Annotated in this window: 19 protein-coding genes; 11 read left to right on the top strand and 8 right to left on the bottom strand. The window is 45.5% G+C overall.

What is annotated here, in order from left to right; genetic code table 11:
• Window positions 1-19: 19 nt before the first annotated feature.
• Window positions 20-958, bottom strand: a complete 939-nt coding sequence (gene miaA, locus O3C43_08800) for a tRNA (adenosine(37)-N6)-dimethylallyltransferase MiaA (protein MDA1066586.1) — start codon at window positions 956-958, stop codon at window positions 20-22.
• 135 nt (window positions 959-1,093) lie between these two features.
• Between miaA and O3C43_08795 the strand changes: the two genes are divergently transcribed.
• The 3 genes from O3C43_08795 (at window position 1,094) to O3C43_08785 (ending at window position 3,308) form a co-directional block, all read left to right on the top strand.
• Window positions 1,094-2,230 (top strand): glycosyltransferase family 1 protein, encoded by a 1,137-nt coding sequence (locus O3C43_08795; protein MDA1066585.1) that lies wholly within the window; start codon window positions 1,094-1,096, stop codon window positions 2,228-2,230.
• Window positions 2,223-2,402: a hypothetical protein gene (locus O3C43_08790; protein ID MDA1066584.1), complete on the top strand. Its 180-nt coding sequence runs from the start codon at window positions 2,223-2,225 to the stop codon at window positions 2,400-2,402. Before O3C43_08795 ends, O3C43_08790 begins: the two co-directional genes overlap by 8 nt.
• Before the next feature lie 759 nt (window positions 2,403-3,161).
• Entirely contained in the window at window positions 3,162-3,308 is a 147-nt protein-coding gene (locus tag O3C43_08785; protein MDA1066583.1) for a hypothetical protein, read from the top strand.
• Window positions 3,309-3,380: 72 nt separating this feature from the next.
• On the opposite strand, the gene trpA is transcribed toward O3C43_08785, so the two are convergent.
• Window positions 3,381-4,184, bottom strand: coding sequence for a tryptophan synthase subunit alpha (gene trpA / locus O3C43_08780; GenBank protein MDA1066582.1), 804 nt, complete (start codon window positions 4,182-4,184; stop codon window positions 3,381-3,383).
• A gap of 701 nt (window positions 4,185-4,885) precedes the next feature.
• Here trpA and hemH point away from each other — a divergent pair.
• From hemH to hemA, 3 genes are read left to right on the top strand one after another with little or no spacing between them, the layout of a single operon-like run.
• Entirely contained in the window at window positions 4,886-5,905 is a 1,020-nt protein-coding gene (gene hemH, locus O3C43_08775; GenBank protein ID MDA1066581.1) for a ferrochelatase, read from the top strand.
• Window positions 5,906-5,931: 26 nt separating this feature from the next.
• Complete coding sequence (gene ccsA, locus O3C43_08770; GenBank protein ID MDA1066580.1) at window positions 5,932-6,786, top strand: cytochrome c biogenesis protein CcsA; 855 nt, start codon at window positions 5,932-5,934, stop codon at window positions 6,784-6,786.
• On the top strand, window positions 6,783-7,853 hold the full coding sequence (gene hemA, locus O3C43_08765) for a glutamyl-tRNA reductase (GenBank protein MDA1066579.1): 1,071 nt from the start codon (window positions 6,783-6,785) through the stop codon (window positions 7,851-7,853). The genes ccsA and hemA overlap by 4 nt, the downstream gene beginning before the upstream one ends.
• 25 nt (window positions 7,854-7,878) lie before the next feature.
• On the opposite strand, the gene O3C43_08760 is transcribed toward hemA, so the two are convergent.
• From O3C43_08760 to O3C43_08750, 3 genes are read right to left on the bottom strand one after another with little or no spacing between them, the layout of a single operon-like run.
• Complete coding sequence (locus O3C43_08760; GenBank protein MDA1066578.1) at window positions 7,879-9,054, bottom strand: lipid-A-disaccharide synthase; 1,176 nt, start codon at window positions 9,052-9,054, stop codon at window positions 7,879-7,881.
• Window positions 9,051-9,986 (bottom strand): Gfo/Idh/MocA family oxidoreductase, encoded by a 936-nt coding sequence (locus tag O3C43_08755; protein MDA1066577.1) that lies wholly within the window; start codon window positions 9,984-9,986, stop codon window positions 9,051-9,053. The genes O3C43_08760 and O3C43_08755 overlap by 4 nt, the downstream gene beginning before the upstream one ends.
• Complete coding sequence (locus O3C43_08750; GenBank protein MDA1066576.1) at window positions 9,976-10,683, bottom strand: ABC transporter ATP-binding protein; 708 nt, start codon at window positions 10,681-10,683, stop codon at window positions 9,976-9,978. The genes O3C43_08755 and O3C43_08750 overlap by 11 nt, the downstream gene beginning before the upstream one ends.
• 722 nt (window positions 10,684-11,405) lie before the next feature.
• On the opposite strand from O3C43_08750, the gene O3C43_08745 reads away from it, so the two are divergent.
• Window positions 11,406-11,798, top strand: coding sequence for a hypothetical protein (locus tag O3C43_08745; protein MDA1066575.1), 393 nt, complete (start codon window positions 11,406-11,408; stop codon window positions 11,796-11,798).
• 150 nt (window positions 11,799-11,948) lie between these two features.
• On the opposite strand, the gene O3C43_08740 is transcribed toward O3C43_08745, so the two are convergent.
• From O3C43_08740 to O3C43_08730, 3 genes are all read right to left on the bottom strand, one after another.
• Window positions 11,949-14,216, bottom strand: coding sequence for a M28 family peptidase (locus O3C43_08740; protein ID MDA1066574.1), 2,268 nt, complete (start codon window positions 14,214-14,216; stop codon window positions 11,949-11,951).
• Window positions 14,217-14,268: 52 nt separating this feature from the next.
• A complete protein-coding gene (locus O3C43_08735) occupies window positions 14,269-15,375 on the bottom strand; it encodes an aminoglycoside phosphotransferase family protein (protein MDA1066573.1) in 1,107 nt (368 codons plus the stop codon).
• Between the two features lie 96 nt (window positions 15,376-15,471).
• A complete protein-coding gene (locus O3C43_08730; GenBank protein MDA1066572.1) occupies window positions 15,472-16,137 on the bottom strand; it encodes a VOC family protein in 666 nt (221 codons plus the stop codon).
• Window positions 16,138-16,528: 391 nt separating this feature from the next.
• On the opposite strand from O3C43_08730, the gene O3C43_08725 reads away from it, so the two are divergent.
• The 4 genes from O3C43_08725 (at window position 16,529) to O3C43_08710 (ending at window position 20,328) form a co-directional block, all read left to right on the top strand.
• Window positions 16,529-17,251 (top strand): RNA pseudouridine synthase, encoded by a 723-nt coding sequence (locus O3C43_08725; GenBank protein ID MDA1066571.1) that lies wholly within the window; start codon window positions 16,529-16,531, stop codon window positions 17,249-17,251.
• Between the two features lie 335 nt (window positions 17,252-17,586).
• Window positions 17,587-18,447, top strand: coding sequence for a DUF2167 domain-containing protein (locus tag O3C43_08720; GenBank protein MDA1066570.1), 861 nt, complete (start codon window positions 17,587-17,589; stop codon window positions 18,445-18,447).
• A 27-nt stretch (window positions 18,448-18,474) separates the two neighbouring features.
• The gene (locus O3C43_08715; protein ID MDA1066569.1) at window positions 18,475-19,542 is read left to right on the top strand and encodes a hypothetical protein; all 1,068 of its coding nucleotides are present in this window, start codon (window positions 18,475-18,477) and stop codon (window positions 19,540-19,542) included.
• Between the two features lie 63 nt (window positions 19,543-19,605).
• Complete coding sequence (locus O3C43_08710) at window positions 19,606-20,328, top strand: SDR family NAD(P)-dependent oxidoreductase (protein ID MDA1066568.1); 723 nt, start codon at window positions 19,606-19,608, stop codon at window positions 20,326-20,328.
• The last annotated feature ends 596 nt before the right edge of the window (window positions 20,329-20,924 follow it).

The following is a 20,924-nucleotide window of genomic DNA, read 5'->3' as shown; positions in this document are numbered from 1 at the left end:
CGAGAAAAGGCACGCTGGTTTAACCAGTTTTTCGAGGTGCCACCGAATACCAATCATCGGGCAAGGCTTTCACATTTGAAACGTCGATAACTGCTTCACGTGAAAGAAATTTATTAAACCAAGTCCGCTGTTTCTTCAGAAGCTTTCTGGTATTCCTCACAATTGTTTCACCCAGCGCACCTTCACTTAATTCCCCTTTCAGATACGCGATGGTTTCACGGTAGCCAATCGCTTGGGCGGCACTTGGATTCCTTTCTATTCCCAAGGAAATTAATCCCCGAACCTCTTCGACCAAACCGGCTGAAAGCATGGCATTAACACGAGAGGCTACTCGATTATGCAACTCTTCCCGCGGGCGGGATAAAACCAACAATTTCTTTTGAAAAGAATCAAATTCTCCAGGCTTTTTGTCGAAATCTCGCCTCAATTCTTCCAAGCTTTTACCAGAACCGATACATCGCAGCCAGGCCTTCAATACACGACGAGGATTCTCGATATCAAGATCACCCAAGCCACCTGGGTTCATCCCCTTAAGTATTTCTACAGAAGCTTCGAGAGATTGGTTTTCAAATTGGTTTTCAATACGCATTTGAACCAACGGATCTATTTTCAGCCCATCTACAACAGCGATAAAAAACGAATTTAAGTAAAAGCCACTTCCGCCAACTATTAAAACCCGCTTCCCGCGAGCATGAATATCAGATATAACCTTCTTTACGGCTTCCGAGTATTTTTTAATCGAATACTGAATAGAGGGTTCCACTACATTAATGAGATGATGCGGCACTTCAGCCAATTCGAAGTGAGTGGGTTTTGCCGTACCCACATCCATGTTTTTATAAAACAAAAGAGAATCACAGGAGACTATTTCAGCATTATTCCTGCGGGCCCAATCGAGAGAAAGGCTAGTTTTTCCAACAGCCGTATAACCGGTTAATATGTAGAGAATGGAGTCCACAATCTCAAATCCTTCAGGATAACTTTGTTTCGGTCAACTCAAGCTGTCGGTCACGCATATTTTATAAAAAACCAATTGAACTCGGAGTCGCATAGCCTATGAGTTTAAGGTCTCTTTTCATTCAGCCTACCTAACTTGAAAATCTGCCTAGTAACAGAAACCTTCCCCCCTGAGATCAATGGTGTGTCAATGACTCTAAACCGTCTGGTTACAGGATTAGTAATAAAAGGACATCAGGTACATGTGATCCGACCAAAACAGTTTAAGGGAGATGGAGAAACTAAACCGGAGGGCTACACGGAAAAGCTTGTTTTAGGCATACCTATCCCCGGCTATGATATTCTGAAAATGGGGGTGGCAGGCTTCAATCAGCTAAAAAGAGAATGGGAGGCATTTGAACCAGATGTCATTCATATAGCAACCGAAGGGCCACTAGGAATGCAGGCACTTTTTTCAGGACGCAGTAACCGGATACCAATTGTGTCTAGTTTTCACACGAACTTTCATTCTTACGGTGAGTACTATCATCTTGGTTGGCTGACAGGATTGGGATTAGCTGGTCTGAAAATTTTTCACAACAAAACGCGACTCACACTCGTCCCGAGTGAAGATCTCCGAAGTGATCTCAAAGCGAATGGTTTTAAAAACCTCAAAATCATGGGCCGAGGAGTAGATACGGAATTGTTTAGTCCCTCAAAAAGAGATCCCGAGCTTAGAGCTTCCTGGGGTGTATCCGAAAATCAACCTGTCATGATATATGTGGGGCGCTTGGCCGGAGAGAAAAACATCCCTTTAGCGGTTAAAGCCTATGAGAAAGTTTTGCCCATTTGTCCGGAAATGAAATTTGTCTTAGTAGGAGACGGCCCTGAACGAACCGCAATTAGTAAGGCGCATCCAGAACTGATATTCGCAGGCATGCAACGTGGAGGGGACTTAGCCCGGTACTACGCATCTGGAGATGCGTTTTTATTCCCAAGTACAACCGAAACGTTTGGCAATGTGGTCACTGAAGCGATGGCCAGTGGTCTCGCCGTATTAGGATATAACTACGCAGCACCTGGCAAGTACATCAACCATGGCAGAAACGGCTGGTTGGCTCCTTTCGATGATTCTGACGCCTTTTTAGAGCTTTCGAAGCAGATGTTTTCGAATCAGAGCGTTTGGGATGAAGTAAGAAAAAGCGCCAGAATAACCGCAGAAGGATTGAGCTGGGACACCATCCTTCAAAGCTACCTTCAGGACGTTGAAGAGGCAAAAAACCATTGTGAATAACTTCTGCTTGGCAAACAAGAAAATGCTTGATACTCCACTCGATTCTTTATTTCAGGAGGTAAAATCGGATTTTATTCACAACTCCGATTTCGATGAGAAAAAGTCCGATTATCCGACCTCATTCAGGCCGATTTCAAAACTGAAATCTGCCCTAAAATGGCCGAATTCGTAACAGAAAACTCCATACACTGCGCGAATCGGGGTCGTTTTTTCATAACAGAAATTCGAATGTTTCGGGAAGATTAAAGAGTTTTCCCAGGCAGATAGTGTGATCGAATTAGAGCTCAAAAACGCGCAATTTGCAGTTATTGCCAACTTATTCACAATGCCGTGTAAAAAACCGCGCTGCCATTAAAAACAATAATTTTGGCGGAAATCCACCTTGGTACGAGAAATAGCAAAGCCAAGAAAGTTTCCCATTTCCAGAAGCATTCGCACTGCAAAACTCACACTTTAAACGGCAACATTATTGATGCTGGGAGCCAAAATGCCGCAACGGAACCGGAATGAGCACTGTACACCCTTCATTCACATGGTTTTAGAGTAAATTGAGCAAAAATGACTCAAGTCATCCACTTTTGCGGAAAGCATGGTGAGGTCCTTTGAAGATTCAGCCCATCCATTTTAGAGCTTTAGAGATGAGGAAGACTGCTTACTCAAGTATAAGAATCGAAGATTTCTAGTGGTGAATGGACTTATACTTGGTACGGTTACCTCGAACTATGCGATTATCGCCCACCAGGGGAATGTAGGGTATCATCTCTTTCTGGCTTTATTCCGAATCTAAAACGATTACACAGACTGCCACCGCAAAGATTACTGCGCTAAAAGGAAACTCGTAACGGCACGGATCAACAATGCGGTCAATTTCATCTTAAAGCTCGAGACTTCATTGGTGGGATTAGCAATGAACTAAGATTATAATGGAGTCATGGTCACATACATACAACTGAGGAAGCACCATTACCTAAACTCCGATGATTGGGCGGAATCAATGAGCGAAATAGTCGAGAATGAAAAAGATGAAATTGAACTTATCGACTACCCCACCTTCTTACACCGCCAGGTGAAAACTTAACTCATCGACCGAGAAATCCTACCTCTCAAAGAAGAACTGGAATATAGAAATAAGCACTTCCTGAAAACTTGCTTACAGAACAACCCCTGCTGAAAGCTCCTTAACGAAATTCTTTAGACCTGAGAGCATCGCCTCTTTATCATCCAAACGGTCGGCGATGACATTGACGATCGCACTACCGACAACCACGCCGTCAGCAATCTCGGCAACTTCACGAACCTGGGTTTGCCTGGAAATCCCAAAACCAACAACTACAGGTTTATCTGTATTTCTTTTTATAATACGGACTTTCTGTGGAAGGCTTTCTTCCAGAGAATCCCTAACCCCGGTTACTCCTTCGCGCGATACATAATAAACGAATCCCGTTGACGCTTCGGCTATTTCGCCAATTCGATTTTCAGGCGTTGTCGGTGCAACAATGAAGACGGTTTTCATCCCCACTTTAGCGCACAAATCGAGATAGCTCTCCGCTTCAACAGGAGGCAGGTCCAACGCAAGCAGAGCATCTACTCCGGCGTCCAGGGCTTCCTGTAAGTAAGCCTCAACACCTTGGGAGAAAATCTGATTGTAATAGACGTAAAATACTATCGGAACGACCTGATTTATTTCGCGAATTCTTCTAACCAGAGTGAAAAGATCTTTCTTCGTAAATCCGCTGTCGAGCGAACGCTTGGCAGCACATTGATTGGTCCAACCATCTGCTAAAGGATCGGAGAATGGAACACCCAGCTCAAGAATGTGAACGCCTGCGTCAAGAAGGGTCTTACAGGCTTCCAGGGAAGTCTCACAATTCGGATCTCCGGCGCAAACATAGGCGATGAAAGTTTTGCGGTTTTCCAATTTGGCTCGTTCAAATTCTGCGACTATTCGGTCCATGGCTATTATCAAGATCCTTGAAGGTGTGATTCCCCTGCCATGCGTCAATGTGAAATAAAAAAGGATTCGCTCGAATCTCTTCTTTAGATAACCCCGGGTAAGTTTCATCCACTTGAATGCCTGTGCAGCCAGTTTTAAATTAAAATGGTTATAATTTGAAGCTGCAGGGGCCAGCCGGATTTCACGATCGTATCGGTTTTGTCAAATCCAGTATCATTCGAACCTTCATATGCTGCTGTGCGATCTATGATCTTGAATCCATCCGTTTGCCGCCTCTAGATTTCGCAGGATAACCGAAGACGCCAGCTTCAGACTCCTGCCTTCCTCTTCCCTAAAAAATGAGTCCACAAATCGTTGTTCTCACCATACCGGAGCTTTACATGTTGCTGCTAATAAAAGTCTGACGCCAAAACACCGACGGATACGGCTTATGTAAGGCACAAAAATTTATGATTGGCAGCTGGAAATAAGTCTCCAAGTGCCAAAACCATCACCCAGACGTCCAGACTTCTCAGTTTCTTTATCAAATCTGTATTTAGGCTAAACATGGGTAACTGAAACTGTGTTTCAATCTGACCTTATTGATATTTAGTCTTATTATCTTATGTTTTAAAGTTATTTAAAACTGCCTGACCTAAAATTGTGACTAAATTTCTAAGCACGGTTATTGACAGGATGCCTGCAATTAGAAGGTTAAGCGTATGGCTAGAAAAGCTTCCTTGATCCTTAATCTCGGTTCTCCCGATTCAACGTCCGTCTCTGATGTCCGTCGCTACCTTAAAGAGTTTCTCTTGGATGGACGCGTTCTCGACTCATCTCCATTTGTTCGAAACCTGGTTGTCCGGGGATTGATATTACCTACTCGACCCAAAAAATCTGCAGAAGCGTATACCAAAGTTTGGACCAAAGAAGGAAGCCCTCTCATTGTAACCAGCAAACAAGTGCAAAAAAAAGTCCAGGAAAAGGTCGAAATCCCTATCGAGTTGGCGATGCGTTATGGATCGGATTCCATCCCCGAGGCAATCACTCGATTGAAAGCAAAAGGAGTTGAGAAGCTATTTATCCTCCCGATGTATCCTCACTATGCTATGTCCAGTTATGAGACAGTATTGGTTCGGGTAATGGAGGAGTTGAAACTCCAGGCGCCCGGTATCACATGCTCGGTGATGCAGCCTTTTTATAAAGATGAGGATTACATCAACGCCATGGTCGAAAACGCAAAACCATATATAAAGGATGATCTGGATAAGGTTCTTTTCAGTTTTCATAGTATCCCTGAAAGGCATCTAAAAAAAGCCGACTCATCTAAAGCCCATTGCATGACTACACCGGATTGCTGCAATGTTTGTCATCCCGTACAGAGTACATGCTACAGGCACCAGTGTTTTGAAACAGTGAAGGCCATGACAAAGAAACTCGGACTACCGGTGGAAAAATTTTCAGTTTCATTTCAATCTCGGTTAGGCCGCGAACCCTGGCTCAAGCCCTATACCGATCACGTTCTTCAGGAGTTCCCAAAACAAGGAGTCAAAAAGATCACCGTTATTTGTCCGGCATTTGTGGCGGACTGCTTAGAAACTCTGGAAGAAATAGAAATGGAAGGCCGCAAAGAGTTTCTTGAAGCCGGAGGAGAATCATTCACGATGATTCCTTGCTTAAATGAACACCCTGCCTGGATTTCGGTAATCGCCAATAGAATCCAGGATTGGGCCTTGAGTTAGGAAATCCAAGAAAATTGCCCATCATTATGAATCCAAATATAGACGTCTTGTGGATAGGTATAGGCAACCTGCTATACACACTCGGATTTATTACGGCAATTTTTTACCTGCTGCGAGGCAGGCATCATCCGAGATGGCTGCTCTATATGCTGATAGCTGGCGGATACGCTATCCATACCTATGGCCTTTATTTGAGAGGACTCGAGGTTAGCGGCTGCCCAGTCGGAAATACCTTTGAAATTGTCCAGTTTGTTATCTGGTCATTGACCTTCTGCTTTCTGGTTTTAGGCCCGGCATTTCGGATGAGTTTGTTCGGTTTTTTCACAGCTGGGCTAGCAGTACTATTGTCAATTTTATCCTTCGCGAATCCGACCTGGGACTCAGCCTACCCTGCGCATATTTCAAAAGTCAGCGCTTCGATTGAGTTTCATGCCTCCCTGGCCGTTTTCTCATATGGCATATTTGGAATGCTAGCGGTAAGCTCCACGCTCTACCTGCTGCAAAATTTCGCATTAAAAAGACATCAATTCAAAGGAGTATACGCTTTTCTACCTTCACTAGTTGAGTCTGAATCAATGAGCCTGCGAATGCTGGCGGCGGGTACCGGCGTATTAACTGTTTCCCTGTTGGTTGGCTCAATATATTGGAGTCAAAACCTCGCTGAAGTAAACGCTCCGAAATTCTTTTCCAGCATAGCCGTATGGTTAGCTTATTTGATCGTATTTGGACTCCGTTTAACCAACCGATTATTCGCCCGCAAACTAGCGCTTACCTGCGTGGTCCTGTTTTTAATTGCAATTCTATCCATTTGGCCGGTCGGGAAAAATCGCTCCTTGAGTGACCCCAATAAGTCAATTTCGGAATTAGTTCCTTCGGAATGATTGACCCAAAACGCATATTCTTTTGCTGGACGGTCAGTCATCATTCAGCTCCCATCGAGTACCGGGAAAAAATAAGTCCTGCTCCCGATCAGTTGGATCAAATCTACACGCTATTAAATAATGAAGATTGGATCAATGAATTGACGATTTTAAGCACCTGCAACCGACTGGAGATTTATGGAGTCTCCTACGAATCCAACTATCAAATCCTCGCCGCAATTGTAGCAAAGGTTTTGAAGGTTGAACCAGTGGAACTTTTTGAAAAATCAAAAACCTTAGAAGGGAAGCAAGCATTGACACATCTGTTTTCCGTCACTGCTGGTCTCGATTCTCAAATCGTTGGAGAGACGGAAATAACCGGCCAGGTGAAACAGTCATTTCTCTATGCGGCAAAACAACGCTGTGTCGGCACTCAGCTCAACAAAGCGTTTCAAAAGAGTTTTCAGTCAACCAAATGGATTCGTTCCAATACCAATATTGGGAAAGGCCAAATCAATGTGGCTACTGTCGCTGTAGATCTTGCGATTAAAGTATTCGGAAAACTCCACAACTCGACTGCACTGGTTATTGGAGCTGGGGATATTGCTGAAAAAACGATTGCAGCTCTCCGAAGTCGCGGAGTGAAAAACCTGACAATAAGTAACCGAACATTTGAAAAGGCCAGGGACCTCGCAAATACGCACGGAGGTAAGCCAGTTCCATTTGAAAGCCTCGATTGCCACCTGCTCGAAGCCGATGTAGTGCTCTGTTCCACCGCTTCTCCAGATTTTATTCTCACAGAATCCCGCATAAAATCCTTTCTCAAAAAGCGCGCCATCCGCCCCCTTTGCTTACTCGATCTCGCCCTACCCCGCGACATCGACCCGAACATAAGTCATCTTCCCAATATATTTCTCTACAACCTTGATGACTTGGCCGAGATTGCGGATTTGAATCTTAGCGCGCGTAAGCGGGAACATGGAATATGTATGGAGCATATCGAAAGGAAAGTCGCTCACCTTATAGATAATCAGAGGTCGTCAGGGGATAATAGTACTACCGAATCAAAAAGCGTCCAACAGACTTAGATTGTGAACTGTTCCGAAGGCGATTCTAGTCAATAAAACGGACAACCCAACTCCACGGCGTTTCCGAATTCCCAGGCTGAAGAAGATTCTTGAGCTCCTCGCTCCCTTCCTGCGCCTCCCTGATCACCGAACTATCTGAAAGACATCGATGAAGTTCATCCGCTAACACATCCGGTTTAGCCTTACCCTGAATAAACTCGGGGTAAAACGGCTTCTTGAGTAATAAATTGGCGATTCCAATATACGGGATAGTCAGGACCATGCGCCCGAGAACATAGGAAAATAAATTAACCGCGTGAACAATTCGACCCGGTATTCCAGCCAATCCACAGCGCAAGGACATGGTTCCAGAGGTAGTCAGCACAGCGCTTGCGGAAATGCTGCCCTCGTTTCGAACAACATGAACCTTATCTTTGAGATCTGGAAAAGAATCTAAAACGATTGTTATCTCCTCTAAAATCGTGTCGCTCGGATATATAAGGGTAGCATCTTTCGAATCATACTTTTTCAGATAACAGGTATAAGAATTCAGTAAGAGCGGAAGAACCCGTTTCACGTTCGCAATTCGACTACCTGCGAGGAGAAGGATCTTACCTTCCGGATCATAGACCAACTCACAATCTTGTTTACTTTGAAGAAAAGGATGTCCGACGAAAGTGGTTTCCAGATTCGTATCAGCGAAACATTCAACTTCGAAAGGAAAAATAACCGACAAACCATCCAACCATTCGGCCATTTCATATTTCCGCTTTTCTTTCCATGCCCAAATCTGCGGACTTATGTAGTAAAGCAATAAAATATCGCCCCCGGCTTTTTTCGCAATCCCTGCTTTATTCAGTGCCTTGGCAAGTCGAAGGTTAAAACCAGGGTAGTCAACGAAGACGACCGCCCGTGGTTTGTATTTATTTATCCAATTTAGAACTGCACCAAATAATTTTTTAAAATATTTGTAGTGCTTCAACACTTCCACAAAACCCACTACCGAAAGATCTGTTAAATCAAACAGTAACTGGGCACCAGCCGCTTCGAGTTGAGGACCGCCGATGGCAGCAACTTTTAGTTCAGGACGATTTAAAAGTAACTCTTTAACCATCACGGCAGCATGCTCATCACCCGAGTGTTCGCCAGCGATCACCAGGATATCTACCGAAGATTGAACCGGTGCGTCCAGTTCGGCAGCCAGTTCAGGCACAAAACTCATCCAGCAGAACGTTCGCGAATTTGCTCCGTAATACGGATCGCCAATTCCAAAGCTTGCTTGCCAAGCGTGGCATCTACCTTGGGATTTTCCATGTTGGTAATACAGTCGAGAAATGAAGCCAATTCGATTTTCAGGGGCTCACCCTTTTCAATCGGGATTTCTTCTTTATGGAGCTGCAAGCCGTCGCGCTTCACAAAATGACCCTGTTGATTCATGAAATCAATAGACAGATAGGCATTATCTTGAAACACCCGGATTTCCCGAACTTTCTTTTCGCTTACCCGACTGGTGTTTACATTTGCAACCGCACCATTTGCAAAGGTAATTCGGGCATTGGCTATATCTTCCGTTGGCGAAAGAACGTTTACTCCAACAGACTCCACTTTTTTAATGGGTGACCGAACCAGGTGAAGAATCACACCCAGATCGTGTATCATAAGATCGAGTACTACACCAACTTCGGTTCCGCGTGGAGTAAAAGGGGCCAAACGATCCGCAGTTATGAAAAGTGGTTTTTCCACCGCTTTTTCGAGGTAGCTGGTTACGGGATTGTAGTGTTCAATATGGCCAACCTGGATAAGGCAATTATTGCGATTTGCAGCTTCCAGGATCACCTCCGCTTCGGCACTACTTACACAAAGTGGTTTTTCGATCAGAAGGTGGCATCCTTTCTCCAGGAGAGGCACGGCAACCTCCCGGTGTTTATCCGTTGGCACAACAACACTGATCGCATCACAAGCATCTGCCAATTCATCGAGTGATTGAAAAAGCTTACAGCCAAATTTATCAGCGATTTCCTGGCCCCGGACTGGATCCACTTCATAAACACCAACAAGCTCACTCTGCTCTAGCTCAGAATAAATACGGGCATGATGCTGACCCAGGTAGCCAACGCCAGCGACTCCACATCGAATGGGTTTCTCAGGATTCATTTGTAACTTGTTCTAATTTTCCAAGATGCAGCCGATACTGGACATCCGTTTTCGCGGCGTGTGCCGAATTATGAGTAACCAGGATCAAACTTGCGCCTTCCTCCCGGGCAATACTCAGCAATAATTCGATAATTGAGTTGCCGGTGCTCTCATCCAAATTTCCGGTTGGTTCATCTGCGAGAATAAGTTTGGGGTTATTCATCAACGCCCTCGCAATTGCCACACGCTGACGTTCTCCACCAGATAGTTTTTCAACTGAAAAACGCATTCTGTCCTTCAAGCCAACTCGTTCAAGTAATTGGCGGGCACGCTCTTTGCGATTGGAACCCGAGCGACCTAAAAGCCTGGATGCAAGTATTACGTTATCCAATACATTGAGTTCAGGCAACAAATAGTAGGCCTGAAAAATGAGTCCCAACTCTTTGGCCCGAAGCGTGGCTAAAGAAGAAGCAGACTGTTTCCCTATGGACTGCCTGTTCCAGTTTAAGAGGCCGCTATCAAAGGACTCCAATCCGGAGATAATATTAAGAAAAGTCGTCTTGCCACAACCCGATTCACCTTGGATCGAAACAGTCTGACCTTCCAATAATTTGAAAGTAACCCCGTGTAATACCTGAATAATGTCTCCCCCATTTGGAAAAGATTTTACGATCTCTTCCGCCTCGAGTATAGCTAGACTGTTTTCTTCTACTTGCACGCCCTACATTACTGAGGAGACGCCTCCGGTGTTGGCAAGCCGTAAACTTCTCTTAGGACAATATGGAGTGTGGTTTTGAAAAATGTCTAAATTCTGGCCAGCGGATCCAACGAATACCCCAAGTCGAGTGAATTGCTTAGGGTCTCCCCGCACCGAATTCTTTGGGCTGATTCACCAAAGAAATAGTCATCCTCGATTTTTTGTAGGAACAACTTGAGTCGCGACCCCTGGGAACGCAAAGCCCCAGCTTGGCATTTGAACAAAAGCTCGCGAATAAAGTTGCTCCTACTACTCATCTAAAACCAATCAATTTATTGGTATCAGTTGGTCCACTTGATAATCCAACTTTTGATCCAGCCGGCTGTCCCAAGCGAATAATCAAAGAAATCGGGATGGACTATTTGTCGAGATCCAAGACGTGACCCTTATCTCTTCGCTAAGATTGTTCTTGGTAGAGTGATGTGATTTATTTGTATAACTTCATTCACTTTTCTACTGAGAGAGATAGGGCAAATTATTATGAATATGAAATATGAACATCGACCCCATATGGACAACCCCAATCCATCAGAGACTTCAGCGTTAGGTGAGAATAAATGACTCAGCCCCAATAATCCCGATGAAATTGAGTAAACTTACCCCCCCTTATCCTTTGCGTATTACTCTCAGGTTGCACTGATCGTCTGAGCCAGGAATCGGACGCTCAACACGCAATCGAATCGATGTACGCGCAACGCCTTCAATCTTTTCAGAGTGCGCCCAGCCCAAGTGAAATGGCAGACGCCTACGTTGCCGATGTCGCGGTGGACGCGGTATGGATGCCGCAAAACTCAGCACCAATAGTGGGGCGAGATGCGATTCGGGATTGGTCTGTAGATTTCTTCAGCAGTTACGAGCTAGAAATTCGGGCGCAAAATATCGCGCCCCTTGAAATCGGAAAGGAAATGGCGCTTCGTCGATTCACTACTACTGGTGTGTACGTAGATCGCTCAACTCAAACGCAACACCCTTTCGACCAGAAATATGTAGACATCCTAAAACTTCAGCCGGATGGCACATGGAAACTGACTTTGCACATGTGGAGCAGTAATGGCAGCGGTCAGAGCATCTGGTAATGAGGGAGAGGAGAAAGAGGGTCAATAGTCAATAGTCAAGAGCCGGTCCAAACCCATAGAGATTTCGCCAACACCGCTAAGTCCAACTTTTTGCGGCGCTACTCTGGCAACAAAGAAGTCGGAAGCCTTTTGTGTTCGCTACTCCAAAAATCATTCGGGGGTCAGTAGTGCCGTCGCCTGCTCCACTCGACCAGCGTAGGCCGATATGGCATTGGCAGCAAACTGAACCTGCTCCTCCGCCTCACTCCATTTACCTTCCTCAATCGCTTCCCGGATGCCCGGAAAGGTTTTGACGCCGTAACCCGTGTAAAAGCCTGGTGCATATACCTGATGTCGAAACCAGGGCCTGCGCGGTAATCCCTCTTCTCGAATCAGGGCCTGTTCCGACTGGTACAAAAGTTTATTCAATTGTTCAGTTTTTTCACGGCTCAAAGTAACCGTTCCGGAAAAGTACTTGTCCCAATTCTCCTGGAAGTTGCTACTGACTATTTCCAAACGTTTCAATCCGTTGAGCAAGGGGGCAAAATTTAGAAAAGGTGCCTCGTCCTTTGTGGCTGGATTCACGAACGACCAGGTCGGATCTGCCGCATTTTTTATATGCCCCTGATTTACGAGTGTGTTGTGTAATTCAATCGCTTCGCGTTCCTTATCCAGAAGCTTCACGAGTTCATCAGCGTAGCCGGAATACGTCTTGCTCGCATTGGAAAACTGAATCGGCACAACTTCAGCATCCGCAATTCGCATGGTCAATCGGCCGCAAACTTTCGTTAAGGCAATGCCGTATTCATACCCGGGGTCCACAAACTGGTTAAAATGATCAAAGGTATCAAAACTGGTGTGGTACTCGCCGCCAATTCCTTCTCCACCAAAAGCCACGTTAAAGGTTGGGATTCCCAGATGCTGCAGGAATACCGTGTAATCCGACCCGGAGCCCAAGGCGCTCAAAGGTAACCCTTTACTTGATTGAATGAGCTTTCGCAGCTCAGGAGATCCGTTCACAAGAATCTCAGACCGCTTTCGATCTGAAACCGATACTTGAGTTTGCGGATCCAAAACATCCTGGGAGACTTGCGCTGCCATACGCTCTAATGAGTGAGCGCCACCAATGCTTAAAAACCCTCGCGAGCAACCATCGGTGTTTATGTAGGCAACCGTCTTCTCTTGAAGTAAAGCCGCATGGTCCTCTGCCCATTCCGTGGATCCCAGCAAGCCGGGTTCTTCTGCATCCCAACCGCAAAAAACAAGCGTCCGTTTGGGTTTCCAGCCTTGTTTGATCAGTTCGGAAAATGCACGCGCTTGTTCCAGCACAGCTACCATTCCACTTATCGGATCTCGTGCGCCGATTACCCAGGCATCGTGGTGATTTCCACGAATGACCCACTCGTCCGGAAATTCGGATCCACGGTATTTGGCAATTACGTTATAAGCCGGAATTTGGTCCCAATGAAAAGCCACATTCAACCGGACCACCGTTCCTCCGCCTCCTCCAAACCGATAGGTTAACGGAAGTGCTCCTCTCCAGGAGCTTGGGGCCACCCGCCCGTCGAGCGTCTTCATTAGTATGGCGGCATCCGCTTCCGAAATCGGCAATACCGGAATCTTCATCACTGTTTCAGACTCTAAAACAGACAACCTTTCAGCATCCCGCGTAGCACCGTAGTTGGGCGTTAGGGGATCGCCTGGACGAACGGGAAGATCTACGACCGATCCACGTTGAACGGCAGATTCATGTTTGAAGGCACCGTCCGGATAAGCCGCACCTTCAGCAAAACCATCGGCGGAAGGATCATTGAAAATGATGCAACCAATCGCTCCATTTTCATAGGCAACCTTGGGTTTGATTCCACGCCAGGATCCGCCGTATCGCGCCAGGACAATTTTGCCCCTCACGTCTATTCCGTTTTGCTCCAAAACTTCGTAATCCCGGGGAAGTCCTTCATTTACATAAACTACGGTTCCAACCACGTCACCATCGGCCGAATACGCATTAAATGGCGGTAAGCCTTCCTGACGCAGCGCCTCGGCGACAGAATCCGAATCCATCACCTCCTCGGTAAGTGAAAGTTTCACGGGTATAGGTTTCAATTGATGAAGCTCCCGAAGCTTGGGCGTGGGGAACAGAACGTGGTACGTTTCGATAGTGGTATCATACCCCCAAGACCGAAAGAGATTTGCCATGAACTCCGCATTTTCCTTCGTCTTCGGAGATCCGGCATGATGAGGCCGATCGGTCATGTGTTTCATCCAACTGCGAAGATTATCTGCATCGAGTAGCGTATCGTAACGCGCTTCGAGGGATTTCATTTTGGAAGCCTCGTCAGGGCGGTAACCCACGACCTCGGAATCAGCGGAGATCGAGCCCGTGGATACAATCCCGATTGACAAAATTAACAGAGAAAACAGGGGATGTTGCTTCATACGAAAACATCCTAAACGACATTAGCCATCAGTCACGGCAAATCGGGTATCTCTACACACTTCCGAGCACGCGTCGAAGCATCGACTCCCGTGCCTCAATACTTTCACAGAGCTTCATTTGGACGCGACCGCGATTCAGATTCTGCGACTCGTAATTGATTTTAAAATATACGTCCCCAGCCAGGTAATCCGTAAAAAAACGCAGGCCCAACTCGAAAGAAATCAACCGGACCGAGTCGTAGAGGTATTTGTGATCCCAATCTGTGAGGAAATTTCGAGCCTGCTTAAGGTAACCCCGAACCAAGGCCTCAAAAGAATCCAAATCAACAAGCACGTTATTGAGGTCCTTTGCTTCTTCACCAACCGGATTGCAAACAGATCGAACACAATCTCCAAAATCGTAATGAATCAACCCTGGTTTCACGGTATCCAGATCAATAATTGCAGTCCCTTTCCCGGTGATGTTATCCATCATGATATTCGTTATCTTGGGATCCCCGTGGATCGGCCGGAGCTTGAGCTCACCTCGTGCCAGTGCGTCTTCAAGGACAGGCACAAAATCACGGCGCTCCTGAATAAATGCTTCAATACGCCGGGCTTCAAACGAAGCGGCAAGTTTTTGCTGGGCTCTATCGGTTTGTACAACCTTATCGTGGTAACTCAAATAACCCGGCGTGATATGAAAACCGGGTAAGGTATCCGCTAACTGATCAATTGGAAAATCCGCGATGATTCTCTGAAAATGTCCTAATACATAGCCTGCTTCATGAGCATGCTCAACGTTCATCACTTTTTCATAGGATGTTGCAGAAGCGATCATCGACAAGGCCCGCCAATAACTTCCTCTCGCATCTACGAAAAAATCTTTTCCGTCCAAAGTAGTGATAACTTTTGGCAGCTGCCAAATACGGTTTGAATTTGTCAACTGCTGCTCCAAACGTTCGTGGCTATAATCTGTAATCGCCCTCATGTTCGCCATGACCAACTCCGGTTCGGGAAACACGGCCTGGCTAATCCGCTGCAACACAAATTGGACCTCGGAATACGTAGTCCGTTTTATAACCCGGTAGGTATCGTTCACATTTCCAGTATCAATACTCAGTACAGTTACGACCTGGCCAGGCACATCAAATTCAGCAGCAATAGATTCGGGAGTCACAATAGTAGATTAACAAACCATCCAAGCTAGCCAGCATCTTTTTCCGCTGTCTACCCCAATTCTAGTTTCCAAGCAGAGTTAATGATCAAAGTCATTCTACTGGACCGGAATGTTGCACTTGAAAGCAAGTTGGTTGCCTGAAGGATCTTTAAAGAAGGCCATCCATACATCAAAACCGTTCCAATTCTTCGCGATACAATGTGGGGAGTCTCCCACAGAGGCATTTTCCAATTTAAGTCGATTATAGGCCGATTGAATCGCAGCTTCAGTATCACCGATATTTAGATAAAGAATGGAATTCGGAGAAATTTCTTTCTTTAGTCCCAATAACAGATTCACTCCCCCACAATCGAAAAAAAGCATTTGCCCAGGAACTTCGCCCACTTTCTTTAGCCCGAGAATATCGCCATAAAAACGTTCCGTTTCTTCAAGATTGGCACAATCCAACCAAATCTGATCAATCCCTAAAACCTGGATATTCTCTTCGTACATCGGTTTTGAAATGGCATTCCTCTCCACTTGATTCTTTAACTCGGTCCATGAGTTACATCCATTTTCATGGGCAATGACTCGTTGAGCATCCGCGAGTTTGCATGCTCCAGGTTCACCATGTTTCCCCAACAGAGATACATTGGCCCGGGAAAGACGATTCACCCCATGAGGATTATTCTCCTTAACCTGTTTCAGAAGGCTCTTCGCCTGTTTCTTCAGGTTATCAAAACTTGCTCCTGGAACGGTAAAGCTATCGATTTTTTTAGTCATGATTTTCGGCTCCTAAATAGCTGTCGTTCGCTCAGGACAGATAATTTTTAAATTAATGGAGCCGGTGGGCTATGCCCTTCCCGCGAACTGGAGGCTTCCGGAAAACCAAAATTAAAGAACTCAAAATATTTGTACATGTCAAGATTTCAGACCGGAATCCAATGCTTAAGGGCGTAACCAAAAGTTCGGGGAGTTCGGAGATTAACGCAATTGATTTCCGGTTTTCCACAGACAAACAGGTAGGGCGGGTGCGGTCCCTGTCGCACCGTGCCGTAGCCTTCCGCGAAGGCAGGCACCGCCGCCGAACGTCCCGGAAAACAGGGTGATTCTCTGACTTTTAATTCTGCGTTTAAGTACTGACCTTTCCTTATCAGCTGGTTGACTAGCCCCAATGCCACCATCCCGAAAACCTTTCAAATGTCCTCCCAAACGATATCAACCAAGAGGGGTTCCTGTTATCTACGAAGATCACGACCTGATCGTGGTCGATAAGGTGAGCGGGTTATTAACTATAAGCACGGATCGACCTCGAGAAAATACAGCCTACTTCCTACTAAATGACTATGTACGAAAAGGAGATCCAAAATCCAAAAGGCAGCTGTACATTGTGCATCGCCTGGACAAGGATACCTCAGGAGTGATCGTGTTCGCCAAGAACGAACCCGCTAAACGATTTCTCCAGGACGAATGGCCGAACTTTCAGAAAAAATATTTCGCGGTGGTCCACGGAAAACTTGATGATAAAAAGGACGTCATCACCTCTTACCTCGCCGAGAATAGCGCCTATAACATGTATTCGGTGAAAGACCCTGCGTTGGGGAAATTGGCGAAAACCGGTTATAAGGTTTTATCGGAATCCAACAAATACTCGCTACTTGAAATAGATCTGCAAACGGGAAGAAAAAACCAGATCCGCGTTCATTTTGCTGAAAAGGGCCATCATGTTGTCGGAGATAAATTATACGGAAGGAAGGAAGAGAAATCCGTTAAGAGACTCGCTCTCCACGCTGGGTCTCTGAGTTTAAAACATCCCTTTTCCAAGGAAAAAATGACCTTCGATTCGCCTATCCCTTCCTACTTCAGATCGCTTATGCAGGAATCGAAGCAGGTCTAGTTTTTAGTCCAAAGAAACGCGTGTATACGGGCTGGAAACATAGGTCGAATACTTCTCGGACTGGTAAGTAATCGTCTTTCTATGATTACTGAAAAAAACGATGTGCGATGCGTCGTCTTTCAACTCAATTTCCACAAAGCCGGAAAAATTGAATATCTGGTTTTATTTATTGTCGTCTTCTCTTGGCCTGTACAAAGTTTATCTCGATATTTCGCAGAAAACCAATGATTCACCTCCAACCCTCCACGCAGCATTTAGTTTTTGCCAAGGAATTCTTCCTTTTGGCCTTTGAGACCCATGCTGTCATTATCAAAAAACTCCCATAATATAAAACAATGAAATCCAAATTATTGTACCTCATTCTTCTATTCGCCGCCTTCGCAGTTTCACTAAACGCTCAAGAAGCGTCTGAAGGTGCAGAAGCTGAGCTTACTCCTTTCCAGAAAGAGCTACAGGCAATGAACTGGCAGAATGAAGGGACTGGGGATCTCGATGGTCTTGCCACCATAGAAATACCCGAGGGTTATAGTTTCATCCAGAAGAAGGACACTCGGCGCTTGATGGAGTTGTTTGGAAATATTCCAACCGAAATCGAGAGCGGACTCATTTGTCCAGAAGACCTGAGCTGGTTTGTCGTTTTTGAATTCAGCAAAGAAGGCTACGTCAAAGATGATGAGAAGGATTCGCTTGATGCGGATGCAATTCTCAAAGATCTAAAGGCTGGGAACGCGGCAGGAAACGAACGGCGGCAGGAAATGGGGCTTGAAACGCTCACGCTTGTCGGATGGGCCGTACCACCAAACTACAACCCGGCAACCAATAATTTGGAATGGGCAATACAACTCCAAGGTGAGGACGGTGGCATCACCGTAAACTTCTTTACCAAGCTATTGGGACGACGTGGAATCATGAACGCCACCCTTGTTTGCGACCCTAACGCTTTGGAATCCATTTTGCCTGATTACCAGCAACTCCTTACAAATTACAGCTATACATCGGGCAACACTTATGCTGAATTCAAAGAAGGCGATAAGATCGCAAAATATGGGTTAACCGGCCTAATTGCTGGAGGGGCACTTTTCGCAGCAGCCAAAACGGGATTTCTCGCCAAATTCTTAAAACCTATTTTGATTGGTTTAGCGGTGGTCGGAGGAGCCATAGCCAAGTTTTTCAAAAAAATAGTAGGCCGAGAATAAAAGTCCTGTGCCTCGAGTTTATCTCATATGAGTGACGGTCAGTCCTTCATTTTAATTCTTTCTGCTTTTTACCTGTGGGAAAGTATTTATTGGGTAAGACCACATTCAGTCAGTTTCGTCAGGTATTTTAATCGATGGAAGCAATCCGTTGCGACGGATCTGCTTTATGGCCGCAGACGAGCGATTTTCTTTTCGCCTCTTCCAGGATTATTCTTTCCACAGTTTATCGGATCTGAGCTCCCTTATACATTCAACTCGGCAACTCTTAAGCTCACTGGAGGCGCATTACTTTCCTGGGATGAACTTCAAATCAAACAGGAAGGGTCCACACTCTACTTTAACAAGAAATATAAATTTGATTTTCCAAGTGGAATTCAGGCAGCTGCTTCGGCACAGTTGCTACACGATTTTGCCCAAACACCTGAGGTAAAACGAACCAAGCATATTCGAGAATTCTACCGGAAACAATTAAGTAGTACTCGATCGAAACGAATTATTCAAAAAGCTAAAATTGCCACGAGTACGCTTCGTTTCAATGGTGTATTTCTCATACTGCTTTGTTTCGCGATTATCCCCTACTCCTATATTTTCAATAAAGGTTCTCTTCACTTTGCCATCACTCTCGCCATCACTATTTGCTTTGTGATTTTTCAAGCCTTCCTGGCCTACTTTGTAGCTCGTAGGCTTTACCCGGGTAAACGGAAATACAGTTTGATTATCGGCCTCAGTTCTCTTTTTCCCTGGCAGGCCATCCATGTCGGTCAACACTTGTTGAGTAATGCCCTTTCCCTGCAGCATCCTTTGGCAATATCCGCGGCCTTACTTTCTCCTAAAGATCTTTGCGCACAGATTTCGTCTTATTGGCGCAAAATGGAATACGGTCCCAATCAAAACCTCAGCCCATTGTTTAAAAATGAGCTGCAGGAATTTCTTAAGCGGGAAGGAATTGAAAAAGAGTCTCTGTTTTTAGCTCCTGAAAAATCAAGTAAAGAAACCGCCAGTTATTGCCCCTGTTGTCAGGCCCAATTCCGTGAAGGCTTTTCCACCTGTTCCGATTGCAAGGAAGTGTCTTTGATTACATTCAACAAGGAATAATCCATTCCAGTTGTTGGCACTTTGTTATTGCTCGGATTTTACCAAAAAGAGAAATTTTACTCCATGTCGAATCCCACTATGGAAGGTAAAGTCGCGATTGTTATTGGAGCTAGTAGCGGAATGGGCAAAGCCATTGCCAAAACGTTTGCTCGAGCAGGAGCTCAATTGTCAATTGCCGCTCGACGAGCTGACGTTCTCGAGAAACTCGCAAATGAGTTGGGTAATAATTGCTTAGCCTGTCAAACCGATGCACGCGATCCTGCCGAGGTCCACCAGTTGATTACGCAGACTCTCGAACGATTTGGGCGCATAGACATTCTCGTTTATGCCACGGGTACAAATATCCCACAAAGAAGTCTGGAAACGCTAACTCATGAGACGTGGGATATGATGTTAGCGACTAATACCACCGGTGCTTTCAACTGCGTAAAAGCCGTCCTGGCACCCATGCAAAAACAACAGGAGGGACTTATTATTTTCGTATCTTCTACCTGCGTGCAATCACCGGATGTCTCGGGCGTTTCTTATCAAGCTTCCAAACATGCCTTATCCGGCCTTGCTCACGGCACCTTTAAAGAACAACAAAAGCACGGTATTCGAACCACGGTTATTTATCCCGGCTTATGCGACACACCCTTAGTACTTCAGCGCCCTGTTGCTACCCCGGACGATGTTCTCGCCATGGCACTGCAGCCACAAGATGTCGCCGACGCCTGTCTTTACGTTGCAACCGCTCCCTCGCGTGCACGAATCGCTGAGCTCGTTTTGCAACCAGCCGGACTGTAGAAAAGGTTTAACAGTTGGATGTCGTCTTCCCGGTCTGGAGCACAAGCGGATTCCCGACTAAAGTCGGTCCTACATTTTTTTTCGATGAATACTAGCCTATAGAAGAATCGGACCCATCCTGCCACTCCTTCAAAGGGATCAAAACAACTATGATTCTGTACCCATTATTCTGTTATAAAGAAATGCTTTCAGTTTTCTGCGTAATTTAGCGATTTTCGTAGTAAAAAGATTTTTAGTTGTAGTTTCTTAACCACAGATAAACGCAGATTCACACAGATAAGAAGGTAGGGACCGACACGCCGAGCGGTCCGATATTCAGAAAGGTTGGTTCGTCGAATTTCAATCACCATCCAAGATGCCAAGCTGGGGCTTGGCGTTCCCAGGGGAATGCAGTTCCCGACTAAAGTCGGTCCAACATTTGTTTCCGATGAATACTACCCCGTAGAAAGAATCGGACCCTCTATAAACCACTTCACTAATTCTTACTTCAAAATCCGTCCGAAGACCATTATCTCTCCATCCAAACGGAAGCTAACAGGTATCAACATAACACTTTATCAGCAAACTGCTCCTTAATGTCTTGCTTCGAATGTTGG

It is taken from the genome of Verrucomicrobiota bacterium, assembly GCA_027622555.1.
Classification (GTDB): Bacteria; Verrucomicrobiota; Verrucomicrobiia; order Opitutales; family UBA2995; genus UBA2995.
Note: the sequence above shows the minus strand (reverse complement) of the source record. Positions and strands in the feature narration are given on the sequence as shown.